The sequence below is a fragment of the Francisella sp. AG1 genome (assembly GCF_057683165.1).
In genome coordinates, this window is record NZ_CM173135.1 from 1,986,499 (window position 1) to 2,009,825 (window position 23,327).

The window sequence follows — 23,327 nt, forward strand, 5'->3', positions numbered from 1 at the left end:
TGTTGAGACTTTAATATTCGAAAAAGATGGCGACTACCTACTTTCACCTGGGCAATGCCAGACTATCATCGGCGTGTTATAGTTTCACTTCTGAGTTCGGAAAGGGATCAGGTGGTTCCTACAAGCTATCATCGCCAAAACTATGTTTTGGGCATAAAGATATTTAACAATTCAGCATAGAAATAGACTTAAGTCTCTCGGATCATTAGTACTGGTAAGCTTCATACATTGCTGTACTTCCACACCCAGCCTATCAACGTCGTAGTCTCCAACGTTCCTTACTAGCTTATAGCTAGAGAGATCTAATCTTGAAGGAGGCTTCACGCTTAGATGCTTTCAGCGTTTATCCCGTCCGAACGTAGCTACCCGGCAATGCTTCTGGCGAAACAACCGGAACACCAGTGGTTCGTTCACTCCGGTCCTCTCGTACTAGGAGCAACTCTTCTCAAATCTCTAACGCCCACGGCAGATAGGGACCGAACTGTCTCACGACGTTCTGAACCCAGCTCGCGTACCACTTTAAATGGCGAACAGCCATACCCTTGGGACCTGCTTCAGCCCCAGGATGTGATGAGCCGACATCGAGGTGCCAAACTCCTCCGTCGATATGAACTCTTGGGAGGAATCAGCCTGTTATCCCCGGAGTACCTTTTATCCGTTGAGCGATGGCCTTTCCATACAGGACCACCGGATCACTAAGACCTACTTTCGTACCTGCTCGAGCCGTCACTCTCGCAGTCAAGCGCACTTTTGCCTTTATACTCTTAGCATGATTTCCGACCATGCCGAGTGCACCTTCGTACTCCTCCGTTACTCTTTAGGAGGAGACCGCCCCAGTCAAACTACCCACCATACACTGTCCTCGAATTTCTCCTGAGTTAGAACTTCAAATATTCAAGGGTGGTATTTCAAGGACGACTCCACTTAATCTAGCGACCAAGTATCATAGTCTCCCACCTATCCTACACATAAATATTCAAAGTCCAGTGCAAAGCTGTAGTAAAGGTTCACGGGGTCTTTCCGTCTAACCGCGGGTACACAGCATCTTCACTGCGATTTCAATTTCACTGAGTCTCTGGTGGAGACAGTGTGGCCGTCGTTACGCCATTCGTGCAGGTCGGAACTTACCCGACAAGGAATTTCGCTACCTTAGGACCGTTATAGTTACGGCCGCCGTTTACTGGGGCTTCGATCCAGAGCTTCGCTTGCGCTAACCCCTTCAATTAACCTTCCAGCACCGGGCAGGCGTCACACCCTATACTTCATCTTACGATTTAGCAGAGTGCTGTGTTTTTGATAAACAGTCGCAGCCACCTGGTATCTGCAACCCCCAACAGCTCAGAGAGCAAGTCTCATCACCATCAAGGGCACACCTTCTTCCAAAGTTACGGTGTCATTTTGCCTAGTTCCTTCACCAGAGTTATCTCATAGCCTTAGTATTCTCTACTTACCCACCAGTGTCGGTTTAGAGTACGGTCGCTTATACAATATACTTAGAAGCTTTTCCTGGAAGCTTGGTATCAATAGCTTCGTCAAACAAGTTTGACTTCGTCTCGTACCTCAGATCAACAAGATGCCGGATTTGCCTAGCATCTCTACCTACATACTTTTACCTGGACAACCATTCGCCAGGCCTACCTAACCTTCTCCGTCCCTCCTTCGTTCATATAAGCGGCACAGGAATATTAACCTGTTTCCCATCGACTTCACTCTTCAGCTACGCCTTAGGGGCCGGCTTACCCTACGTTGATTAACATTGCGTAGGAATCCTTAGGTTTTCGGCCAATAAGAATCTCACTTATTTTACGTTACTCATGTCAGCATTCGCACTTCTGATACCTCCAGCAAACTTCTCAATTCACCTTCATCGGCTTACAGAACGCTCCCCTACCATATATATTATCTACATATCCGCAACTTCGGTGCATAGCTTAGCCCCGTTAAATCTTACGTGCAGGCCGACTCGACCAGTGAGCTATTACGCTTTCTTTAAAGGATGGCTGCTTCTAAGCCAACCTCCTGGCTGTCTGGGCCTTCCCACTTCGTTTCCCACTTAGCTATGACTTGGGGACCTTAGTTGGCGGTCTGGGCTGTTTCCCTTTCCACTACGGACCTTAGCACCCGCAGTGTGTCTCCCGTGATTGAACTTGATCGTATTCTGAGTTTGCATCGAGTCAGTAAGGTCGTAAAACCCCCATCGTCGAAACAGTGCTTTACCCCAATCAGTTATACACGAGGCACTACCTAAATAGTTTTCGGGGAGAACCAGCTATCTCCGTGCTTGATTAGCCTTTCACTCCGATCCACAGCTCATCCCATAATTTTGCAACATTATTGGGTTCGGTCCTCCAGTTAGTATTACCTAACCTTCAACCTGGCCATGGATAGATCGCGCCGGTTTCGGGTCTACTCCTAGCGACTATACGCCCTATTAAGACTCGCTTTCGCTACGGATCCCTTATTCAGTTATCCTCGCCACTAAAAGTAACTCGCTGACCCATTATACAAAAGGTACGCAGTCACATGTCTACACATGCTCCTACTGCTTGTATGCAAGCGGTTTCAGATTCTATTTCACTCCCTTTATAAGGGTTCTTTTCACCTTTCCCTCACGGTACTAGTTCACTATCGGTCATTCAGTAGTATTTAGCCTTGGAGGATGGTCCCCCCATATTCAGACAAGGTTTCTCGTGCCCCGTCCTACTTGTTCGTATGCTTAGTTCCACATGGTATATTTCGTATACGGGACTATCACCCTCTATCGTCAAGCTTCCCAACTTGTTCTACTATATATCATGCTAAATCATACCAGGCTCTTCCCACTTCGCTCGCCGCTACTATGGGAATCTCAATTGATTTCTCTTCCTAAGGGTACTTAGATGTTTCAGTTCCCCTCGTTCGCTCTACACTCTATGACGAGTGAGTAACTAGGTTGTCCTAGTTGGGTTCCCCCATTCGGAAATCTCCGGATCATAGGTCATTTACCACCTAACCGAAGCTTATCGCAGATTAACACGTCCTTCATCGCCTCTGAATGCCAAGGCATTCACCGCTTGCACTTATTCTCTTAAGTCTATTTCTATACTAAATTGTTAAATATCTCTATTATCATGCAAATAAAATAATGGTGGAGCCAAGCGGGATCGAACCGCTGACCCCCTGCGTGCAAAGCAGGTGCTCTCCCAGCTGAGCTATGGCCCCAAAATTCTGGTGGGTCTGAGTAGACTCGAACTACCGACCTCACCCTTATCAGGGGTGCGCTCTAACCAACTGAGCTACAGACCCGTTATCTTATTTACACTAAAATATATTATCTACAAACACTAAGTCAAATCCTCTGAATCAATAGCTAAAGCTTATTTCTATTTTTTCGTATTTCCTTTAAGGAGGTGATCCAGCCGCAGGTTCCCCTACGGCTACCTTGTTACGACTTCACCCCAGTCATGAATCACTCCGTGGTAAACGCCCATTCGTTAAGCTATCTACTTCTGGAGCAACCCACTCCCATGGTGTGACGGGCGGTGTGTACAAGACCCGGGAACGTATTCACCGCAGTATTCTGACCTGCGATTACTAGCGATTCCGACTTCATGCAGTCGAGTTGCAGACTGCAATCCGGACTAAGAGTACCTTTCTGAGTTTCGCTCCATATCGCTATTTCGCAGCCCTCTGTAATACCCATTGTAGCACGTGTGTAGCCCTGGTCGTAAGGGCCATGATGACTTGACGTCGTCCCCACCTTCCTCCGCCTTGTCAGCGGCAGTCTCAATAGAGTACCCAACTTAATGATGGTAACTATCAATAGGGGTTGCGCTCGTTGCGGGACTTAACCCAACATTTCACAACACGAGCTGACGACAGCCGTGCAGCACCTGTCACTGCGTTCCCGAAGGCACCAATCTATCTCTAGAAAGTTCGCAGGATGTCAAGACCAGGTAAGGTTCTTCGCGTTGCATCGAATTAAACCACATGCTCCACCGCTTGTGCGGGTCCCCGTCAATTCCTTTGAGTTTTAGCCTTGCGGCCGTAGTCCCCAGGCGGAGTACTTAACGCGTTAGCTACGCCACTAGATCCTTTACACCGAATCCAACAGCTAGTACTCATCGTTTACAGCGTGGACTACCAGGGTATCTAATCCTGTTTGATCCCCACGCTTTCGTCCCTCAGTGTCAGTATTAGTCCAGAATGTTGCCTTCGCCATTGGTGTTCCTTCTGATCTCTACGCATTTCACCGCTACACCAGAAATTCCCCATTCCTCTACTATACTCTAGTTTGCCAGTATCAAATGCAGTTCCAAGGTTGAGCCCTGGGCTTTCACATCTGACTTAACAAACCACCTACAGACCCTTTACGCCCAGTAATTCCGATTAACGCTCGGACCCCCCGTATTACCGCGGCTGCTGGCACGGAGTTAGCCGGTCCTTATTCTTTGGGTAACGTCCTTCCCATGAGCTATTAACTCACAAGCTTTCCTCCCCAACTAAAGTGCTTTACAACCCTAGAGCCTTCTTCACACACATGGTATTGCTGGATCAGGCTTTCGCCCATTGTCCAATATTCCCCACTGCTGCCTCCCGTAGGAGTTTGGACCGTGTCTCAGTTCCAATGTGGCTGATCATCCTCTCAAATCAGCTATAGATCGCGGCCTTGGTAGGCTCTTACCCCACCAACAAGCTAATCTAACGCAGGCTCATCCATCTGCGGCAGCACAAAGGCCACCTTTAATCCACAGATATTATGCGGTATTAACAGTCGTTTCCAACTGGTATCCCCCTCAAATGGGTAGATTCCTACGCGTTACTCACCCGTCCGCCACTCGTCAGCAAAGAGCAAGCTCTTCCTGTTACCGTTCGACTTGCATGTGTTAAGCATACCACCAGCGTTCAATCTGAGCCAGGATCAAACTCTTCAGTTTAATCTAATTTCTGACTCTAACTACTGATACTCAAATTCATTAACAAAGTGTTTGTATATAACATATCTATTAAATATCTTCCGAAACCTTGGCTTCTCAACCGTTTGGATCACTCCCAACCGGTGAAGACATATAATACGCATCACCCTTCCAAATTGCAAGCACTTTATTGAACTTTTTTGGGTTTTTTTAAAAAAAGCTAGATTTTATACAATTTGAGGGATTTCTCTATAGTTTTTATACGCTATAACTAACAATCATACTAATAATAGCCTTTCTGTTATAATGCTATTATTAATTAAAATAATTGAGGTTTGTTATGACTCATGATTTTTTATTATGGATAGCCTTGTCTGCATATGCGATACACATCCTTGAAGAGTTTAGCTTTGATTGGAAAAAATGGGCTAATTCATCTCTAGGACTTAAGGATCTAGAGTGGTGTCATTTCTGTCTAGCGAATGCTACTGTTATGTTTATAGGTATTTCAGCTGCTATGGTTGGATGGAAACTTCCTGCTTTTGGCTTAATCATTGTTGCCCTCATGTATATAAATGGGATTTTTTTTCATATTTTACCAACCATAGTACAGCGTAAATTTTCACCAGGAGTAATTACATCCACATTATTGTTTATACCTATATCGACATGGGTATACTATGGAGCTTATATTTATGGGGTACTATCTCTATCAAACTTATTACTATCTTTAATACTTGGAGCCTTACTAATGGCATCGCCTATTTTATTTATAAAACTCAATACTAAATTCAATAAATCTTAATTAGCTACACACTCTTATAATAAAACTTCTGCTTGATTTTTCCCTAACTGAACTAAAAACTCCTCTTTTGTAATTTTTTTTATCATACATATCTTATCTATTACTTTATATAACAAATGTGGCATTCCCTCATTTGAATTTTTTCCTAACAACCACGCATATGCTGAAGGGTTATCTGTTTCAATAACTATTCTATTAAGAGGCAATTTCTGCACTATACTTTGAATATGTTTACTAAAAATCACCTCTACTCCTATTGAGAAAATGCCTCCTAAAGAAAGATATTTGTCGATGATATCTAAACCACCAGCAAACCAATGAATTATAAATTTATTATGGTTATAACCATCTAATAGACCTACAACTTCTTTTTCAGCTCCACTTGTATGTAAATTAAGAAGTTTTCCTGCTGTTAAGGGATTCGATAAAATATACTCAAATACTTTTATTTGATCTTCATATGGATCTGCATATTTTAAAAACTTCTTGTCCAGACCTATCTCACCAATATATTTATTTTGTTTTAAATAATAATCTAAGACAGATAAGTTTTTAGAGTAAAGACCGGCTTTCCAAGGATGGACTCCGAATGACGGTATTACAAACTCATATTTAGCACTTAACTTTTCTATTATATTATACGAATCAATACACATCGATACAGACAAGAGTTTTATATTATTTATACGACACTCTTCAATAACTTTTCTAAACACTTCGGAAGTATATTTATCAGTATGAACGTGGGCATCTAACAACATGATTAGTTCATCAACTCCTTCCAGTGCTTATATCCATAAACTGCTACTAATAGATATATAATAGTAGTAATAGAGGCAAACACTAAATCCTTATATAAATACAAAATAACATAAGCTGAGTCCACAATCATCCATAGAATCCAATTATCGATTATCTTTCGACTTGCAAGAAATACACACACTAATGAAGCCACACAAGTAAATCCATCCATATAAGGAGTAGTAGAGTCAGCATAAACCTTAAGTAACAGAGACACTAACTCACCCAATATAATAATAATTAAAACTATTTTTGCCCAGTCAATAAGCTTAAGTCGCAGAATAGCAGTAGTTTTTTTATCTAAATCAGATCTCCAGCTATACCAGCCATATATAAAACTCAACAACAACATTAATTGTAAAATAGCATCGGCATATAATTGGCTAATAAAAAATAAACAAAAACTCATAATAAGCCCTAAAATACCTATTGGCCAACCAATAGTGTAAAATCCAGCCAGCAAAAAAGTACATAATAAGTTAACAATCATTGTACAAAAATCAAATATATGAAGCATATTAATAAAACAAGAAATAATTTTGCTACTTATAATATCTTTAAATAGCAACTATTCAATATATAATTAAAAACGCCTTCTATTTATAGTCATACTTTTGAAAGTTCTGTTGCAACTATTGACAGTTTGTTATATTGAACTTACACTTTTCTCAAGTTTTGTCTATTTTAGTTATTTCATGAACGAATTCAAATATAAGCATTTCAACGGTGTAGTTATTTTATGGGCAATAAGATGGTATTTAAAATATGGCATTAGCTATAGAAATTTAGAGAAGATGGGCGTTGTTTCTTAACCCCTTGTGCTAGTGGTAATGAAATTCATGCTCTTGGTAGAAGTGTTGGTGGTTTTACGACTAAAATTCACACTGTAACCGATGCCTTAGGCAATCATGTTAGATTTATATTATCAGCAGGTAGTGTACATGACATAATTCCTTCACAAGATTTATCAACAGGTATAAAGAATGCTCAGATATTGGCAGATATAGTTAATCTGATAATATTGTGCTAAAGACGTGAGTAATAGCATCAGATAAATTATCAAAAGAATTATTTACTTTTCTTAAAATTCTTTTAAAATTGGCCCAAATTTTTTCTATAGGATTTAAATCAGGAGAATAAGCAGGAAGGTATAGTATCTGTATATCCAGTATACTCTAGCGGTGCTATAATCTTCTTTTCTAAATAGTTATAACCAGCAACTATACTTTTTCTCTGAGTTTGATAAGCAATAACTTCACCATAGCTAGGTTTACCAACAAGAGACCATCCTCTTAGTACAGACTGTTTATTATCCATACCCATTTCATCTAAATATACAAGTTTGTTAGGTTCAATAGTCTCAACAACCTCTATAAAACTTTGCCTATCTTGTTCTTTTCTTTGCTTATATTTAGGTGTCTTTTTTTAAAACTAAAACCAAGTCTGGTAAGACAATCATAAAATGTGCTTCTAGGTATTTCAGGAGCTAATGCTTCTCTAATATCTAAAGCCATTGCATCTGGATATGTTCTTAAGTAGCTTTCTATCGCTTCCTTATCTGTAAAGGTTGCTACTCTACCGCAACCCAAGCCTTGCTTAGATTTATAATCACCAGTTGTCTCGTATAAGTTTATCCAAGATCTAGTAGTACGGATATCTATATTAAAAAAATTACTTAGCTCTTTGTCTGTTAGGCCTTCTTTATATTTAGTTATTACGATATCTCTGAAATCTTGGCTATATGATGACATTTTTTCTAAATATTATAACATTATTGTCAAATAACTATCGGATTAACTATAAGACTTATTTTTCTGAAGATAACATAAAGTTTCTTACAAAAAATGGTAATACTACTATTATTCTAGCTAAAGAAAATTACACTAAAGATCATATTATTGATTAGCATATATACAAAGATAGACACCTAATCGAGAACTTTTTCTCTAAAAAAAGCATTTTAGAAGAATTTTCTCTAGATTTGATAAAACTTGCTCATCTTTTTTAGGGTTTGTGGCATTGGCAAGTACATTTATTTGGCTAAGATTATTTTTTGTTCATGGAACCTAGTATTTTTATTACTCGATGATATGATATATAAAAATATGTTAAAGGATTTTATAAATTTTGAGTAAGGAAAATGAGTATATGGAATTGAATCTAATGAAATATTTTATTTTTTTATATAAAAACTTTAAATTATTAATTTTCTTTTTTATCGTAGGAATAGTTATAGCTTTAATAGCTATTTTCTTTATTTATAATAAAGAAAAAGAAGTTGTTTTTAAGCAAATTATAGAAGTACCAACATATACGGATAAGTTTTCACAAACTCAGCCAATTATAAGTAATTATAATATGAATGTTATTTTGCAAGTTGTACTTAAAGAAATTAAACAGGTTGATAAGAATAATCTACTATTGAAAAAAACTATATTATTGCATCCTATTGATAAAAATACAGTTTCACAAGATAAAAGCATAGCGCAGAAAGACAATTATAAGCTGAAGCAGGAATATGATGATCAAAATATATATTTCTCTTTATTTGTGCAATCAAAAAAAAATAATCAGAAAGTTATATCTAAGCAGTATGATCAAATAATAAAAGATTTTTCAAAATCTAGTCTTTTAATTAATAAAATATCTGCGTGGAAGAGTAATCTTAAAGAAAAAATTAAAAGTGAAACAGAGAAGCTAGTTGAATATGATGGATTAATCAATCAAAATGAAAAATATTTTAAAAGTCTTACCTCTAAGAATTTAAGTGACTCAATAAAGCTAAATGCTAATGATCTTACTCAGCCTGTAATTCTAGAACAGATACTAAAGCTTAAGAAAGAGACCTTTAAACTGAAACATCTCATTAGTGAATATAATCAAGAACTTCATTCAGTAAACGCAGAGATATCGCGATTAGGAAGTGTAATAATTGAGCCAATTTACTCTAAGATACTTTATATTTCTCTAATAGTAGGTCTGATGGTTATACTTGGATCTATAATTTTGACTTTACTATACGGTTTTTTTAAAGAAGTTGCTTTAAATGCTAATGCGGCACCGTCAAGTTAGGGACTGTAAATAATTCTGTGTCAAGTTGATATAATCAATTAGATAACAGAAGGACTTTATATATGAAAGTAGAAATAGATGTATCAGACTTTGCGGCCCAAATAAAATCAGGTAAAGGCCTTGGTGGTAAAGATGGAGCATTAACTCCATTAATAAAGCAACTCACAGAGATGGCTTTTCAAGCGGAGTTAGAAACTCATTTATCTAAAGATTTAGAGCAAAATCGTAAAAATGGTATTACTAGTAAAACAATGAAATATTCAGATGGAGAGTTTAAACTAGATACACCTAGAGATAGAAACGGCAGCTTTGAGCCTGAAATAGTTAAAAAGCATCAAACTCATATGAGCGATGAATTAGAAAATAAGATGCTTTCATTATTTGCCTTGGGCAATAGCTATTCACAGATAGTTGATCACATTAAAGATATGTATGGAGTCCATTTTTCAAAGCCTGCAATTACAGCTGTAACTGATAAACTTATACCTAAATTAGAAGAATGGAAGAAGAGACCTCTCAATGAGATATATCCATTTATATATGTTCCATGAACAAAAATTTTGCATAAACATGTTAAGTGTATTTAAATAGTTTTACTAAACAAATAATACACTTAACACAGATAAAATATTACATATCAGAATCTAGCTGGTCAACTATATTAATTTTACTGAAATATCAAAAAGGCTTACATACAAAAGACATTCACAGGCTTAGAAGATTTGTAGAAGCAGTCTTTTATATTCTAAAAACAGGTGCTCAATGTGGATATCTTCACAAGGACTATGGTAGCAGTAGAGCCGTTATAAGTACTGGACTGACAAAGGAATATGGCGTGATTTAATGACTTATGTTTCTGATATTGACTCTGAATAGTTTATGATTGATTCGTTATCTGTAAAAGCACATGCTTGTGCTAGTGGTAATGAAATTCATGCTCTTGGTAGAAGTGTTGGTGGTTTTACGACTAAAATTCACACTGTAACCGATGCCTTAGGCAATCATGTTAGATTTATATTATCAGCAGGTAGTGTACATGACATAATTCCTTCACAAGATTTATCAACAGGTATAAAGAATGCTCAGATATTGGCAGATAAGACTTATTTTTCTGAAGATAACATAAAGTTTCTTACAAAAAATGGTAATACTACTATTATTCTAGCTAAAGAAAATTACACTAAAGATCATATTATTGATTAGCATATATACAAAGATAGACACCTAATCGAGAACTTTTTCTCTAAAAAAAGCATTTTATAGTTAATCCGATAGTTATTTGACAATAATGTTATAATATTTAGAAAAAATGTCATCATATAGCCAAGATTTCAGAGATATCGTAATAACTAAATATAAAGAAGGCCTAACAGACAAAGAGCTAAGTAATTTTTTTAATATAGATATCCGTACTACTAGATCTTGGATAAACTTATACGAGACAACTGGTGATTATAAATCTAAGCAAGGCTTGGGTTGCGGTAGAGTAGCAACCTTTACAGATAAGGAAGCGATAGAAAGCTACTTAAGAACATATCCAGATGCAATGGCTTTAGATATTAGAGAAGCATTAGCTCCTGAAATACCTAGAAGCACATTTTATGATTGTCTTACCAGACTTGGTTTTAGTTTTTAAAAAAGACACCTAAATATAAGCAAAGAAAAGAACAAGATAGGCAAAGTTTTATAGAGGTTGTTGAGACTATTGAACCTAACAAACTTGTATATTTAGATGAAATGGGTATGGATAATAAACAGTCTGTACTAAGAGGATGGTCTCTTGTTGGTAAACCTAGCTATGGTGAAGTTATTGCTTATCAAACTCAGAGAAAAAGTATAGTTGCTGGTTATAACTATTTAGAAAAGAAGATTATAGCACCGCTAGAGTATACTGGATATACAGATACTCAAATTTTTAATCAGTGGTTTGAAGAGCATTTATGTCCTGAGTTAATTCCAAAGACTACTGTTGTTATGGATAATGCTAGTTTTCATAAGTCTCCTAAATTGGCTAAAATAGCAGAGAAGTTTGATATACAGATACTATACCTTCCTGCTTATTCTCCTGATTTAAATCCTATAGAAAAAATTTGGGCCAATTTTAAAAGAATTTTAAGAAAAGTAAATAATTCTTTTGATAATTTATCTGATGCTATTACTCACGTCTTTAGCACAATATTATCAGATTAACTATAAAAGGAATTTTAATACTTTTTAAAAGTCAAAAATTGACTATAAATAAAACCAAGTATATTATAATTTGTGTCATTATATTGTATCTATAAACATCGAGGGTAGATAACATGGAACTCAGAAAAATACTTACGTCAATATTTTTAGCAACTTCAATATTATTACTTAGTAGCTGCTGGTTGGTTGTTGGTGCAGCTGCTGGTGGTACTACTATTGCTTATATCCAAGGTAAATATTCTATGAATATGAACGGCAGCATAAAAGAAATATACAATGCAGCTCTAAAAGCTATACAAAATAATAATGATTATGTAATTACTAAAAAAACAATAACTGAAACTAATTCTGAAATTGAAGGCAACACAAAAGCTGACTCCACAGACTTCTATATACAAGTAGATAAGCTAACAAGTGATGCCTCAAAAGTAACAATAAAATTTGGAACTTTTGGTGATCGTACTGCTTCGGCAACACTTATGGATCAAATTCAAAAAAATATTAAATAAGAGGCTATATAAATGAATTTTTTTAAGAAAATATCTTTGGGCGTATTAATTTCTTCTTCAGCTTTAACTTTGAATAGCTGCATTGTCGCTGCAATTGCGGTTGGTGGTGGAACTGTAGCTTACATCGATGGTAGTTATTCGATGAACATACAAGGCAGTTACAAAGATATTTATAAAGCTGCCCTGAAAGCTATTCATGAAAATAACGACTTTGTGCTAGTTTCTAAAACGCTCAGCGAAGATAACAAAAGCGCTGAAATTGAAGGAGCTACGAAAGTTGATAGCACAAGTTTTACTGTTAAAATTGAATCATTAACTGATAAAGCTTCTAAAATAACCATAAAATTTGGGACTTTTGGTGATCAAGCCATGTCTTCGACACTGATGGACCAAATACAAGCGAACGTTCATAAAAACTCATAAATATGCATCATAAATTTAAACTATTTCTTTATTGTATTGCAGTTGCCATTTCTTTAAATAGCTGTGTACTTACCGCTGTCTTAATAGGTACTGCCGCAATCGCAGGAGGAACTGTATATTATATAAACGGAAATTATATAATCGAGATTCCTAGAGATCTACGAACTGTATATAACGCATCAATCAAAACTATACAAATGGATAGTAAATATAGACTGTTAAACCATACATATTCAGATAAAACCGCAATTGTTACCGCAACTAAGGCAGGTGTCAGCACCTCTATAAAACTTAGTAATATCGATAGCCGATCCACAGAAGTAAAAATCCGTATAGGAACTCTTGGCGATGAGAAAAGCTCTGTCGATTTAGCAAATCAAATAACAAAAAATATAGCCTAAGCTACATTTTATACCAATTTATCCAAATTTTTCTTTTTTAATACTTTTAAAAATGTATAATCTGTGTTAGCCAGCAACCTCTCATATTGTCTGCCATGAGTAATAAAGTATTAGATACATATTATAAAAATAACCGTCATATTTGGGTGTTGGTATTATCTGGCGCGCTTTTAGGTACAATGATAGGCCTATTAGCAACTGGCTTTCAATTATTATTAGACGCTATCCAGCACTTAAAAAGTCTAATCTTTGCTTATACCAGTAATACTTTTCTACAAGTAGCAATATCTATTTTTCTTACAATAGCTATGATGCTAGTATCAATCTTTATCGTAAGAAAATTTGCCCCTGAAGCTGGTGGAAGTGGGATACAAGAGGTTGAAGGTGCTTTAAAAGGATGTCGAAAATTACGTAAAAGAGTTGTTCCAGTAAAATTTATAAGCGGCCTTTTTTCATTAGGTTCTGGACTTAGTTTGGGTAAAGAAGGTCCTTCTATACACATGGCTGCGGCTTTAGCTCAGTTTTTTATTGATAGACTTAGCTTAACCAAAAAATATGCTAATGCTATAATTTCTGCTGGAGCTGGAGCTGGACTTGCTGCTGCGTTTAATACTCCTCTTTCAGGTATTATATTTGTAATCGAAGAAATGAACAGAAAATTTAGATTTAGTGTTTCAGCCATAAAATGTGTAATAGTTGCTTGCATCATGAGCATCGTTGTATCAAGGTCTATCATGGGAAACCCTCCTGCAATAAGAGTCGAAACATTTAGTGCAGTGCCACAAAATACGCTTTGGCTATTTATAGTGTTAGGTATAGCATTTGGTTATTTTGGGCTTTTTTTTAATAAAGCTATAATTAAAGTTGCTAACTTTTTCTCTCAAGGTTCAAAAAAAAGATATTGGATCCTTGTAATCATTGTTTGTATCGTTTTTGGTACAGGGGTTGTAATGTCACCAAATGCTGTAGGTGGTGGATATATAGTCATGGCTAATTCTCTTAACTATAACCTCTCGATCAAGATGTTACTTGTGCTTTTTGCTTTTCGCTTTGCTGGAGTGATTTTCTCATATGGAACAGGAGTCACAGGAGGCATATTTGCTCCAATGATTGCTCTTGGCACGGTTTTTGGGCTTGCTTATGGTTTAGGTGTAAATCAACTTTTCCCGCAATATAATATTGAAGCTGGTGTGTTTGCTGTTGCAGGTATGAGCGCTTTATTTACAGCTACAGTTGGAGCCCCACTTACTGGTATCGTTCTGGTTGTTGAAATGACTTGGAATTACCACTTATTACTTCCTCTTATGATAACCTGTTTTAGTGCGTCTATGCTTACATATATACACCACCAAAAACCAATATATGATACCCTATTAAGACGAACTATCTCTAATGAAAGAAAGCAACAGGAGAAACTAAAAAATGAGCGAAGTCAAAAATCAACTTCTGACTCTACAGAATAAACTAAGCCAAAAAAAGAAATATAATCACGCAATCTCTCTAATGCATTGGGATTTAGAAACTGAAGCTCCAAAAAACTCTATTAAAAATACCTCAGAAGTTATAGGCTTTCTAAGTGAGAAGGTTTATGAAACTATAAATAGTAATGAAGTGAATGAAAGTTTAGCATGCTTAAATAAAAACTTTAGCGAACTTGATGAAACCAATAAAAGGATTGTTTATTTAACTACAAAAGAAAGAAATAAACTCAGCAAAATTCCAAAATAAGAGTATGTCGAATATAACGCTCTATTATCACAAGCCCAAAACATATGGACTGAAGCTCGAAATAACAATGATTTTGAAATATTTGCTCCTTACCTTAGTAAAATCATAAAATATAGTTAATCTGATAATATTGTGCTAAAGACGTGAGTAATAGCATCAGATAAATTATCAAAAGAATTATTTACTTTTCTTAAAATTCTTTTAAAATTGGCCCAAATTTTTTCTATAGGATTTAAATCAGGAGAATAAGCAGGAAGGTATAGTATCTGTATATCAAACTTCTCTGCTATTTTAGCCAATTTAGGAGACTTATGAAAACTAGCATTATCCATAACAACAGTAGTCTTTGGAATTAACTCAGGACATAAATGCTCTTCAAACCACTGATTAAAAATTTGAGTATCTGTATATCCAGTATACTCTAGCGGTGCTATAATCTTCTTTTCTAAATAGTTATAACCAGCAACTATACTTTTTCTCTGAGTTTGATAAGCAATAACTTCACCATAGCTAGGTTTACCAACAAGAGACCATCCTCTTAGTACAGACTGTTTATTATCCATACCCATTTCATCTAAATATACAAGTTTGTTAGGTTCAATAGTCTCAACAACCTCTATAAAACTTTGCCTATCTTGTTCTTTTCTTTGCTTATATTTAGGTGTCTTTTTTTAAAACTAAAACCAAGTCTGTTAAGACAATCATAAAATGTGCTTCTAGGTATTTCAGGAGCTAATGCTTCTCTAATATTTAAAGCCATTGCATCTGGATATGTTCTTAAGTAGCTTTCTATCGCTTCCTTATCTGTAAAGGTTGCTACTCTACCGCAACCCAAGCCTTGCTTAGATTTATAATCACCAGTTGTCTCGTATAAGTTTATCCAAGATCTAGTAGTACGGATATCTATATTAAAAAAATTACTTAGCTCTTTGTCTGTTAGGCCTTCTTTATATTTAGTTATTACGATATCTCTGAAATCTTGGCTATATGATGACATTTTTTCTAAATATTATAACATTATTGTCAAATAACTATCGGATTAACTATATCAAAAAAAATATATCGAACGTATTGGATACACTGAACATCCATATGATGTGCTTCTCGATGATTATGAAGAGGGCATGACTGTAGCTAAGTTAGAACCTTTTTTTGACGGTTTAAAAGAGAAAATTGTACCACTTCTTGATCAAATCAAGCAATCAAAGCAGTTAAATACTGAGTGCATTGACAAGTCTTATTCGATTGAAAAACAAAAACAATATTCTAACAAAATAGCTAAACAATTAGGATTCGATTTTGATAGTGGACTTTTAAAAGAATGTGCTCACCCATTTACACTTAACTTTAATAAATATGATGTAAGGATGACTACTCGCTACATAAAAGACATGTTCACATCATCTCTATTTAGTACTATACACGAAACTAGTCACGCAATGTATGAGCAAAATATTAATGACGATATTTATGATACTATTTTAGGTACAGGAGTTAGTTTAGGTATACACGAATCTCAATCAAGATTCTATGAGAACCTTGTTAGTAAGAATAAAAATTTTTGGAAATATAATTATAAAGAGCTACAGCAACTATTTCCCGAAAACTTAGGTAATACAGACATTGAAAGCTTCTACAAAGCTATTAACAATGTTAGTCCAAGCTTAATACGCGTAGAAGCAGATGAACTAACATATTCTCTACATATATTAGTGCGTTATGAAATAGAGAAAGAAATATTTGAAAAAGATCTTGATATTAAAGAACTTCCAAAAATATGGAATGATAAGTATCTGAAATATTTAGGGATATCACCAAGTAATTTCGCAAATGGTATTTTACAAGATGTCCATTGGTCAGCTGGACTATTTGGATATTTCCCTACCTATGCTTTAGGTAGTGCATATGCTTCACAATTTTTTCACTATATGAATAAAGAATTCGATGTTAGCAATATCATAAGTAAAAACCAACTAAGCCCTATACTTGAGTTTCTAACAAAGAATATTCATCAATACGGTAGTCTTAAACCCGCAAATGAAATTGTCCTTAATATGTGTAATGAATATTTAAACCCTAAATACTATATCGACTATTTAGAAGAAAAATTCTCTGATATTTATAGTCTATAATAAATAATTAAGCCATATAAAACTAAGCGTCTTTTTCAACTTGCTTTCAAAAAGTATCTAACCAATTTGAATAAAAAATTTTTCTATCATTTTTCCAAGAAAAATCGATTTTATTATTATAGTAATAACCATAGGGTTCTTTTATATTTTTAGCTGCATATTTATCTCTTAAAAACTCTTTTTCTAAGGTATCTTGCATATATTCAAGATGATTAAACATATAAATAATATTAGGATTAAGCTTATCTTCTAAGCAATCTATCTCAGAAGCGAGAATTGGGTTAGTATACTTTAAAACCAAGTTATCATTTATTTTTGTTTGTCTTGATACACACGCCTGAAGTTTATTAGTCTGCAAGTTTTTAAATAATGGGTGATTATATTTAAGCGTTCTATGCTCAAACACCCCAAACAATTTATCAGGTAGTGTAGTTTTTTGTATATTATATAAATAGTGTAGCGCTGCTTGAGCAGCCCAACAAACAAGCATTATAGAAAGTTTATGAGATATACTCTTTGATATTACTTCACACACCTCATTATAAAAACTTACATCCTCATAATCCAGTAATTCAACGGGGGCTCCTGTTATAACAATTCCATCTAGCTGACTAAAATCATAGTTCTCCCAAATATAATAATTTTGGTCTAAGTAAGCTTTGTCTACTTTAGTTGACGGCCTATTTAATGAATAAAAAAAAACTAATTCTACACAAGTATTAGGATTATAAGAAAGTACATCTGCCCAATGCTGTTCTGTTTCTTTTACTGTTGGCATTAAATTCAGAACAGCTATACGTGTTTTACGTAAATTTTGCTGATTATCTATATTTATTTGAGCTGGCAATTCTTCTTTTAGATTTTGAAGCCATTCAAAAGGCTTATCTATATTAATAGGCATAAACTCCCTCCTTAACCTCTCTATCTAATGCTTGTGATAGATCTGAGATCAAATCTTCTGGGTTTTCTAAGCCAACTGACAACCTAACCAAACCATTTGAAATTCCTGATTGAATTTTTTCTTCATCACTTAATTGAGAATGAGTTGTTGAAGCTGGATGTATTATTAAACTACGGGCATCGCCGATATTCGCACAGTGTGTAAATATTTGGGTAGCTTCTACAAGATTTTTACCAGCTTCAAAACCACCGTCAAGTTCCACAGTAAATAACCCAAGCTGTCCTTTTGGGAAATATTTCTTTGCTAGTTCATGGTAAGGGGAATCTGCAAGGCCTGCAAAACTCACCTTCTTAACTTTAGGATGAGTATCTAAAAATTCTGCAACTATCTTAGCATTGATAATATGCTTGTCTAAACGAGCACCTAACGTATCAAGTCCCTGAGCTGCTAAAAAAGCACTATGAGGACTAAGTGTTGCGCCTATATCTCGTAAACCAACAGCGATTCCTCTTACAGTAAAGGCTAAACCTCCAAAAGTCTGATAGAATGAAATATCATGATAAGATTGATCAGGCAATGATAATAGTGGAAATTTACTATTTTGAGACCAGTCAAAATTACCACTATCAATAACTGCTCCACCTATTATTGCTCCAGAACCCCCTAAGTATTTTGTTAACGAATAAGAAACAATATCTGCTCCATGCTCTATAGGGTTCAACAGATATGGTGTAGCTACAGTGTTGTCAACAATCAAAAGAATCCCAGCTTCATGCGCTATATCTGCTAATGCTCGTATATCCGCTATCACTCCTGATGGATTTGATTGAGACTCTACAAATAATGCTTTTGTGTTAGGCTTTATTGATGCACGAACAATATCTAAATCATCGATATCTACCAAAGTAGACTGCCAACCAAATTGCCTTGGAAATGTATGTGATAATTGGGTTATAGATCCTCCATACAAGTACTTTGAGGCCACTACATGATCTCCACTTTGAAGTAAATTAAGAAATATTAAGAATTGCGCAGCATGGCCAGATGAGCAAGCAAAACCACCTACTGCATTATGTAATTGTGCTAATCTTGCAGCATATTGGTCAACTGTTGGATTAGTTAATCGTGAATATATATTACCAAACTCTTTAAGTGCAAATAGGTCCGCGGCTTGTTGTGTATTTTCAAAAACATAGCTAGATGTTTGATGTATAGCGGTTTGTACGGAACCAGGCTTGGCCGGAATTGAATTATGTAAAGCTAATGTTTCTATAGAATATTGACTCATAAGTTTCTCCTTTTTTATCAACTCTATAGCTTGGGAGAAAATCTTAAGAAGGTAAAACAAGTTCACCACTCTTTTTAGCAGATTATTTTTCGTGTCCGCAAGCTGAGTTTTTCAAATCAACACGTTTATAAATTTTAATTTAAAGTACATACCTAAATTAAACCTATGTGATAAGCATATATATCTATTTAAGAACTGTCAAAGATTATTTGGTATAGTTAATCCGATAGTTATTTGACAATAATGTTATAATATTTAGAAAAAATGTCATCATATAGCCAAGATTTCAGAGATATCGTAATAACTAAATATAAAGAAGGCCTAACAGACAAAGAGCTAAGTAATTTTTTTAATATAGATATCCGTACTACTAGATCTTGGATAAACTTATACGAGACAACTGGTGATTATAAATCTAAGCAAGGCTTGGGTTGCGGTAGAGTAGCAACCTTTACAGATAAGGAAGCGATAGAAAGCTACTTAAGAACATATCCAGATGCAATGGCTTTAGATATTAGAGAAGCATTAGCTCCTGAAATACCTAGAAGCACATTTTATGATTGTCTTACCAGACTTGGTTTTAGTTTTAAAAAAAGACACCTAAATATAAGCAAAGAAAAGAACAAGATAGGCAAAGTTTTATAGAGGTTGTTGAGACTATTGAACCTAACAAACTTGTATATTTAGATGAAATGGGTATGGATAATAAACAGTCTGTACTAAGAGGATGGTCTCTTGTTGGTAAACCTAGCTATGGTGAAGTTATTGCTTATCAAACTCAGAGAAAAAGTATAGTTGCTGGTTATAACTATTTAGAAAAGAAGATTATAGCACCGCTAGAGTATACTGGATATACAGATACTCAAATTCTTAATCAGTGGTTTGAAGAGCATTTATGTCCTGAGTTAATTCCAAAGACTACTGTTGTTATGGATAATGCTAGTTTTCATAAGTCTCCTAAATTGGCTAAAATAGCAGAGAAGTTTGATATACAGATACTATACCTTCCTGCTTATTCTCCTGATTTAAATCCTATAGAAAAAATTTGGGCCAATTTTAAAAGAATTTTAAGAAAAGTAAATAATTCTTTTGATAATTTATCTGATGCTATTACTCACGTCTTTAGCACAATATTATCAGATTAACTATAAATATTAAAGCATATGTATTGCAATTTAATCTAGCCATAATACTAAATATCAGCGATAATAGACCTAATAAATATTATAATACCAATGATACAATGTCTAAATTAGAAGCATATTTTGGTGAATTTGGTGGTCAATTTGTACCACAAATATTAGTCCCTGCTTTAAATCAACTTGAAGATGAATTTATCAAATCTCAAAATGATGATAAGTTTAAAAAAGAATTTCATGAACTTTTAACTGAGTATGCTGGACGCCCAACGCCCTTAACATTAACCAAAAACCTTGTTAAAAACACTAAAACCCGTATATATTTAAAACGTGAAGATCTGTTGCATGGCGGAGCTCACAAGACCAATCAAGTACTAGGTCAAGCATTGCTTGCTAAACGTATGGGAAAAAAAGAAATTATTGCGGAGACTGGTGCAGGTCAACATGGAGTTGCAACTGCTCTAGCCTGCGCTCTTTTAGATTTAAAATGTAAAGTATATATGGGAGCCAAGGATGTCGAACGCCAAAACCCTAATGTTTTCAGAATGAAACTCATGGGCGCTGAGGTAATACCTGTACATAGTGGATCTGCAACCCTTAAAGATGCATGTAATGAAGCTCTGCGTGATTGGTCTGCTAATTACAAAAAATCTCACTACTTACTAGGTACTGCTGCAGGCCCCCACCCTTTCCCCACAATAGTTCGTGAATTTCAAAAAATGATTGGTGAAGAAGCAAAAAAACAGATATTGAAAAAAGAGCATAAGCTGCCTGATGCTGTTATAGCATGTGTTGGGGGTGGTTCAAATGCTATTGGTATATTCGCAGATTTTATTGAAAATAAAAAAGTCAAGTTAATAGGTGTAGAACCTGCTGGCAAAGGTATAGACACCAATGAGCATGGGGCTCCACTAGGACATGGAAGAACTGGGATATTTTTTGGGATGAAAGCTCCACTTATGCAAGATGCAAATGGGCAAATAGAAGAATCTTACTCAATATCAGCTGGTCTTGATTTTCCATCTGTTGGCCCGCAACATGCCTACTTACAATCAATTGGTAGAGCACAATATGTATCTATTACTGATGATGAGGCACTTGAAGCTTTTCAGCTATTATGTCGAAAAGAAGGAATAGTCCCAGCATTAGAATCAGCTCATGCTCTAGCTTATGCAATCAAAATAGCTAATAAAACCCCCAACAAAGAACAAGTTTTAATCGTTAATTTATCAGGTCGAGGAGATAAAGATATATTTACAGTTTATGATGTTCTAAAAGAGAAGGGAGAAATATAATGGATAGATATACAGCCCTCTTTAATAAGCTAAAAGCAAAAAATCAAGGAGCTTTTATTCCATTTGTAACGATAGGTGATCCGAATAAAGACTTATCCTTAGAAGTAATAGATGCTCTTGTTGAAGCTGGAGCAGATGCTTTAGAGCTAGGCATTCCTTTCTCGGACCCTTTAGCAGATGGTCCAACTATTCAAGCTGCGAACATCCGCGCATTAAATAGTGGTATTACGCCAAATGACTGCTTTGATATTTTAACTCAAATTAGACAAAAACATCCAAAAATACCAATAGGCCTACTTTTATATGCAAACTTAGTTTATAGCAATGGTATAGAAAATTTCTACATCAACTGCCTAAATGCTGGAGTAGATTCGGTGCTTATTGCTGATGTTCCTATACACGAGTCAACTGAATTCAAAACTACTGCTGATAAAGTTGGTATCCAGCAAATATATATTGCTACACCTGATGCTGATGATGAGCTTCTAAAACAAATTTCGCATTTAGGTAATGGTTACACTTACTTGCTGTCTCGTGTAGGTGTCACAGGTACTGAAACAATCGCTAATATGCCCGTAGATGAAATTCTATCCAAACTTAAGAGGTACAATGCACCTAGTCCAATTCTAGGGTTTGGTATATCATCTCCAGAGCAAGTAAGCCAGGCTATAAGAGCTGGAGCAGCTGGAGTTATATCTGGATCTGCTGTTGTTAAGATTATTGAAAATAATTTAAATGATAGAGACACTATGCTTGATCAATTAAAGAAATTCGTAAATAAAATGAAATCAGAAACTTATTAACAAATAAATATGGATAAAATTAAATTCACTAAAGAAGAAACTGAGCAAATTATAGCTAAAATAAAAACTTATTTTCATGATGAACTAAATCAAGAGATAGGGAGCTTTGAAGCTGAGTTTTTGATAGATTTTTTTGCTAAAGAAATAGGCCCTCACTTTTATAATAATGGCTTATCAGATGCTACAGAACTATTTGTTCAGCAAATGGAAGAAGCTAGTTATCTAGTTGAAGACCTAGAAAAACCTGTTTTATAACTACATAACAAAGTCTAAACAAATGAAAAACAAAGTGATACTCTTAACACAAAACTGGATTAGAACAATGGTCGTTGGCCTAAACCTATGTCCATTTGCAAAACGTGAGATAGTTAAAGATAGGGTTCGCTATAGTGTTTTAGAAACAAAAAACATTAAACATTTATTACTTAAATTAAAGGAAGAGCTTGAACTACTTAGCAATGATTCATCAATCGAAACCACATTATTGATTCACCCGAATGTTTTACAAGATTTTTATGCTTATAATGATTTTTTAGAGATAGCAGATAACTTGCTTATAAATATGGATCTTGACGGTATTTATCAAATAGCAAGTTTTCACCCAGATTATCAATTTAACGACATAGGCTTTGATGATGTTGAAAATTTCACGAATCGATCGCCATATCCAATGTTACATATTCTCAGGGAATCTAGTTTAAAAACAGCAATTAAAAACTACCCTAATACAAGTGATATACCCGAACAAAATATCAAAACCATGAACAGACTCGGGAGAGTCAAAATTAATGAGTTACTAAAATTATGTCTTGATATATAGGCACCAAAGACTTAATACTTTTTACACATCAAAATTTTTGAAAAAAGTACCTATAGAGATAAATCTCTTATTAAGATGTAAATATTAGCTACAAGAAAGATTTATTCTAAAATAAATTAATAACT

General features: G+C 35.1%; 20 protein-coding genes, 2 tRNA genes, 3 rRNA genes, 4 pseudogenes and 1 riboswitch. Of the genes and pseudogenes, 18 read left to right on the forward strand and 11 right to left on the reverse strand.

Annotation, left to right across the window (positions count from 1 at the left end):
• Positions 1-24: 24 nt before the first annotated feature.
• The 5 genes from rrf to ACR0PV_RS10385 form a co-directional block, all read right to left on the reverse strand.
• Positions 25-139, reverse strand: a 5S ribosomal RNA gene (gene rrf / locus ACR0PV_RS10365).
• A gap of 45 nt (positions 140-184) precedes the next feature.
• A 23S ribosomal RNA gene (locus ACR0PV_RS10370) occupies positions 185-3,073 on the reverse strand.
• A gap of 52 nt (positions 3,074-3,125) precedes the next feature.
• Positions 3,126-3,201, reverse strand: a tRNA-Ala gene (locus ACR0PV_RS10375).
• A gap of 7 nt (positions 3,202-3,208) precedes the next feature.
• Positions 3,209-3,285, reverse strand: a tRNA-Ile gene (locus tag ACR0PV_RS10380).
• A 97-nt stretch (positions 3,286-3,382) separates the two neighbouring features.
• Positions 3,383-4,916: ribosomal RNA gene (locus ACR0PV_RS10385) — 16S ribosomal RNA — on the reverse strand.
• The 16S, 23S and 5S rRNA genes sit together here with 2 tRNA genes alongside, the layout of an rRNA operon.
• A 319-nt stretch (positions 4,917-5,235) precedes the next feature.
• Between ACR0PV_RS10385 and ACR0PV_RS10390 the strand changes: the two genes are divergently transcribed.
• Positions 5,236-5,700 carry an HXXEE domain-containing protein gene (locus ACR0PV_RS10390; protein ID WP_488172976.1) on the forward strand — a complete coding sequence of 155 codons (465 nt, stop codon included), beginning with the start codon at positions 5,236-5,238 and terminating at the stop codon, positions 5,698-5,700.
• 14 nt (positions 5,701-5,714) lie between these two features.
• Here ACR0PV_RS10390 and ACR0PV_RS10395 read toward each other — a convergent pair whose 3' ends face one another.
• Both ACR0PV_RS10395 and pnuC read right to left on the reverse strand, forming a co-directional pair.
• Entirely contained in the window at positions 5,715-6,461 is a 747-nt protein-coding gene (locus tag ACR0PV_RS10395; protein ID WP_488172977.1) for a TatD family hydrolase, read from the reverse strand.
• 2 nt (positions 6,462-6,463) lie between these two features.
• A complete protein-coding gene (pnuC, locus tag ACR0PV_RS10400; protein ID WP_488172978.1) occupies positions 6,464-7,018 on the reverse strand; it encodes a nicotinamide riboside transporter PnuC in 555 nt (184 codons plus the stop codon).
• 178 nt (positions 7,019-7,196) lie between these two features.
• Between pnuC and ACR0PV_RS10405 the strand changes: the two are divergent.
• A pseudogene (locus ACR0PV_RS10405) lies at positions 7,197-7,298 on the forward strand (IS6 family transposase); the annotation flags it as partial.
• 210 nt (positions 7,299-7,508) lie between these two features.
• Here ACR0PV_RS10405 and ACR0PV_RS10410 read toward each other — a convergent pair.
• Positions 7,509-8,252, reverse strand: a pseudogene (locus ACR0PV_RS10410) (transposase).
• Here ACR0PV_RS10410 and ACR0PV_RS10415 point away from each other — a divergent pair.
• The 10 genes and pseudogenes from ACR0PV_RS10415 to ACR0PV_RS10460 form a co-directional block, all read left to right on the forward strand.
• Positions 8,243-8,407, forward strand: coding sequence for a hypothetical protein (locus tag ACR0PV_RS10415; RefSeq protein WP_488172979.1), 165 nt, complete (start codon positions 8,243-8,245; stop codon positions 8,405-8,407). The pseudogene ACR0PV_RS10410 and the gene ACR0PV_RS10415 overlap by 10 nt on opposite strands.
• Positions 8,408-8,628: 221 nt before the next feature.
• Positions 8,629-9,573 (forward strand): hypothetical protein, encoded by a 945-nt coding sequence (locus tag ACR0PV_RS10420; RefSeq protein WP_488172980.1) that lies wholly within the window; start codon positions 8,629-8,631, stop codon positions 9,571-9,573.
• Between the two features lie 62 nt (positions 9,574-9,635).
• A complete protein-coding gene (locus ACR0PV_RS10425; protein ID WP_488172981.1) occupies positions 9,636-10,124 on the forward strand; it encodes a transposase in 489 nt (162 codons plus the stop codon).
• 328 nt (positions 10,125-10,452) lie between these two features.
• Complete coding sequence (locus ACR0PV_RS10430; protein ID WP_488172982.1) at positions 10,453-10,776, forward strand: transposase; 324 nt, start codon at positions 10,453-10,455, stop codon at positions 10,774-10,776.
• A 106-nt stretch (positions 10,777-10,882) separates the two neighbouring features.
• A protein-coding gene (locus ACR0PV_RS10435) for an IS630 family transposase (protein WP_488172153.1) occupies positions 10,883-11,763 on the forward strand; the annotation gives its coding sequence in 2 pieces (ribosomal slippage) (positions 10,883-11,207 and positions 11,207-11,763; 882 coding nt in all).
• Between the two features lie 113 nt (positions 11,764-11,876).
• Complete coding sequence (locus ACR0PV_RS10440) at positions 11,877-12,272, forward strand: DUF3568 domain-containing protein (RefSeq protein WP_488172983.1); 396 nt, start codon at positions 11,877-11,879, stop codon at positions 12,270-12,272.
• A gap of 12 nt (positions 12,273-12,284) precedes the next feature.
• Entirely contained in the window at positions 12,285-12,695 is a 411-nt protein-coding gene (locus tag ACR0PV_RS10445) for a DUF3568 domain-containing protein (protein ID WP_488172984.1), read from the forward strand.
• A 2-nt stretch (positions 12,696-12,697) separates the two neighbouring features.
• A complete protein-coding gene (locus tag ACR0PV_RS10450; protein WP_488172985.1) occupies positions 12,698-13,096 on the forward strand; it encodes a DUF3568 family protein in 399 nt (132 codons plus the stop codon).
• 95 nt (positions 13,097-13,191) lie between these two features.
• A complete protein-coding gene (gene clcA / locus ACR0PV_RS10455) occupies positions 13,192-14,559 on the forward strand; it encodes a H(+)/Cl(-) exchange transporter ClcA (protein ID WP_488172986.1) in 1,368 nt (455 codons plus the stop codon).
• Positions 14,519-14,938: pseudogene (locus ACR0PV_RS10460) on the forward strand (carboxypeptidase M32); the annotation flags it as partial. The gene clcA and the pseudogene ACR0PV_RS10460, both read left to right, overlap by 41 nt.
• A gap of 2 nt (positions 14,939-14,940) precedes the next feature.
• Here ACR0PV_RS10460 and ACR0PV_RS10465 read toward each other — a convergent pair.
• Positions 14,941-15,821, reverse strand: a protein-coding gene (locus ACR0PV_RS10465; protein WP_488172987.1) for an IS630 family transposase whose coding sequence is annotated in 2 segments (ribosomal slippage) — positions 14,941-15,497 and positions 15,497-15,821 — 882 coding nt in all. Because the reading frame shifts where the segments join, the coding sequence is not laid out codon by codon here.
• Between the two features lie 49 nt (positions 15,822-15,870).
• On the opposite strand from ACR0PV_RS10465, the pseudogene ACR0PV_RS10470 reads away from it, so the two are divergent.
• Positions 15,871-16,956 (forward strand): annotated as a pseudogene (locus ACR0PV_RS10470) (carboxypeptidase M32); the annotation flags it as partial.
• Positions 16,957-17,002: 46 nt separating this feature from the next.
• Here the strand turns inward: ACR0PV_RS10470 and ACR0PV_RS10475 are convergent.
• Both ACR0PV_RS10475 and ACR0PV_RS10480 read right to left on the reverse strand, forming a co-directional pair.
• Positions 17,003-17,857, reverse strand: coding sequence for a homoserine O-acetyltransferase/O-succinyltransferase family protein (locus ACR0PV_RS10475; RefSeq protein ID WP_488172988.1), 855 nt, complete (start codon positions 17,855-17,857; stop codon positions 17,003-17,005).
• Positions 17,847-19,145 (reverse strand): O-acetylhomoserine aminocarboxypropyltransferase/cysteine synthase family protein, encoded by a 1,299-nt coding sequence (locus tag ACR0PV_RS10480; protein WP_488172989.1) that lies wholly within the window; start codon positions 19,143-19,145, stop codon positions 17,847-17,849. Before ACR0PV_RS10480 ends, ACR0PV_RS10475 begins: the two co-directional genes overlap by 11 nt.
• A gap of 53 nt (positions 19,146-19,198) precedes the next feature.
• A riboswitch (SAM riboswitch) is annotated at positions 19,199-19,278 on the reverse strand.
• Positions 19,279-19,409: 131 nt separating this feature from the next.
• Here ACR0PV_RS10480 and ACR0PV_RS10485 point away from each other — a divergent pair.
• From ACR0PV_RS10485 to ACR0PV_RS10505, 5 genes are all read left to right on the forward strand, one after another.
• A protein-coding gene (locus ACR0PV_RS10485) for an IS630 family transposase (RefSeq protein ID WP_488172178.1) occupies positions 19,410-20,290 on the forward strand; the annotation gives its coding sequence in 2 pieces (ribosomal slippage) (positions 19,410-19,734 and positions 19,734-20,290; 882 coding nt in all).
• Positions 20,291-20,388: 98 nt separating this feature from the next.
• Positions 20,389-21,579, forward strand: coding sequence for a tryptophan synthase subunit beta (gene trpB / locus ACR0PV_RS10490; protein ID WP_488172990.1), 1,191 nt, complete (start codon positions 20,389-20,391; stop codon positions 21,577-21,579).
• Positions 21,576-22,382 carry a tryptophan synthase subunit alpha gene (gene trpA / locus ACR0PV_RS10495; protein WP_488174002.1) on the forward strand — a complete coding sequence of 269 codons (807 nt, stop codon included), beginning with the start codon at positions 21,576-21,578 and terminating at the stop codon, positions 22,380-22,382. The genes trpB and trpA overlap by 4 nt, the downstream gene beginning before the upstream one ends.
• Before the next feature lie 9 nt (positions 22,383-22,391).
• Entirely contained in the window at positions 22,392-22,637 is a 246-nt protein-coding gene (locus tag ACR0PV_RS10500) for a DUF2164 domain-containing protein (RefSeq protein WP_488172991.1), read from the forward strand.
• Positions 22,638-22,659: 22 nt separating this feature from the next.
• Positions 22,660-23,202, forward strand: coding sequence for a DUF1415 domain-containing protein (locus tag ACR0PV_RS10505; protein ID WP_488172992.1), 543 nt, complete (start codon positions 22,660-22,662; stop codon positions 23,200-23,202).
• Positions 23,203-23,327 lie beyond the last annotated feature (125 nt).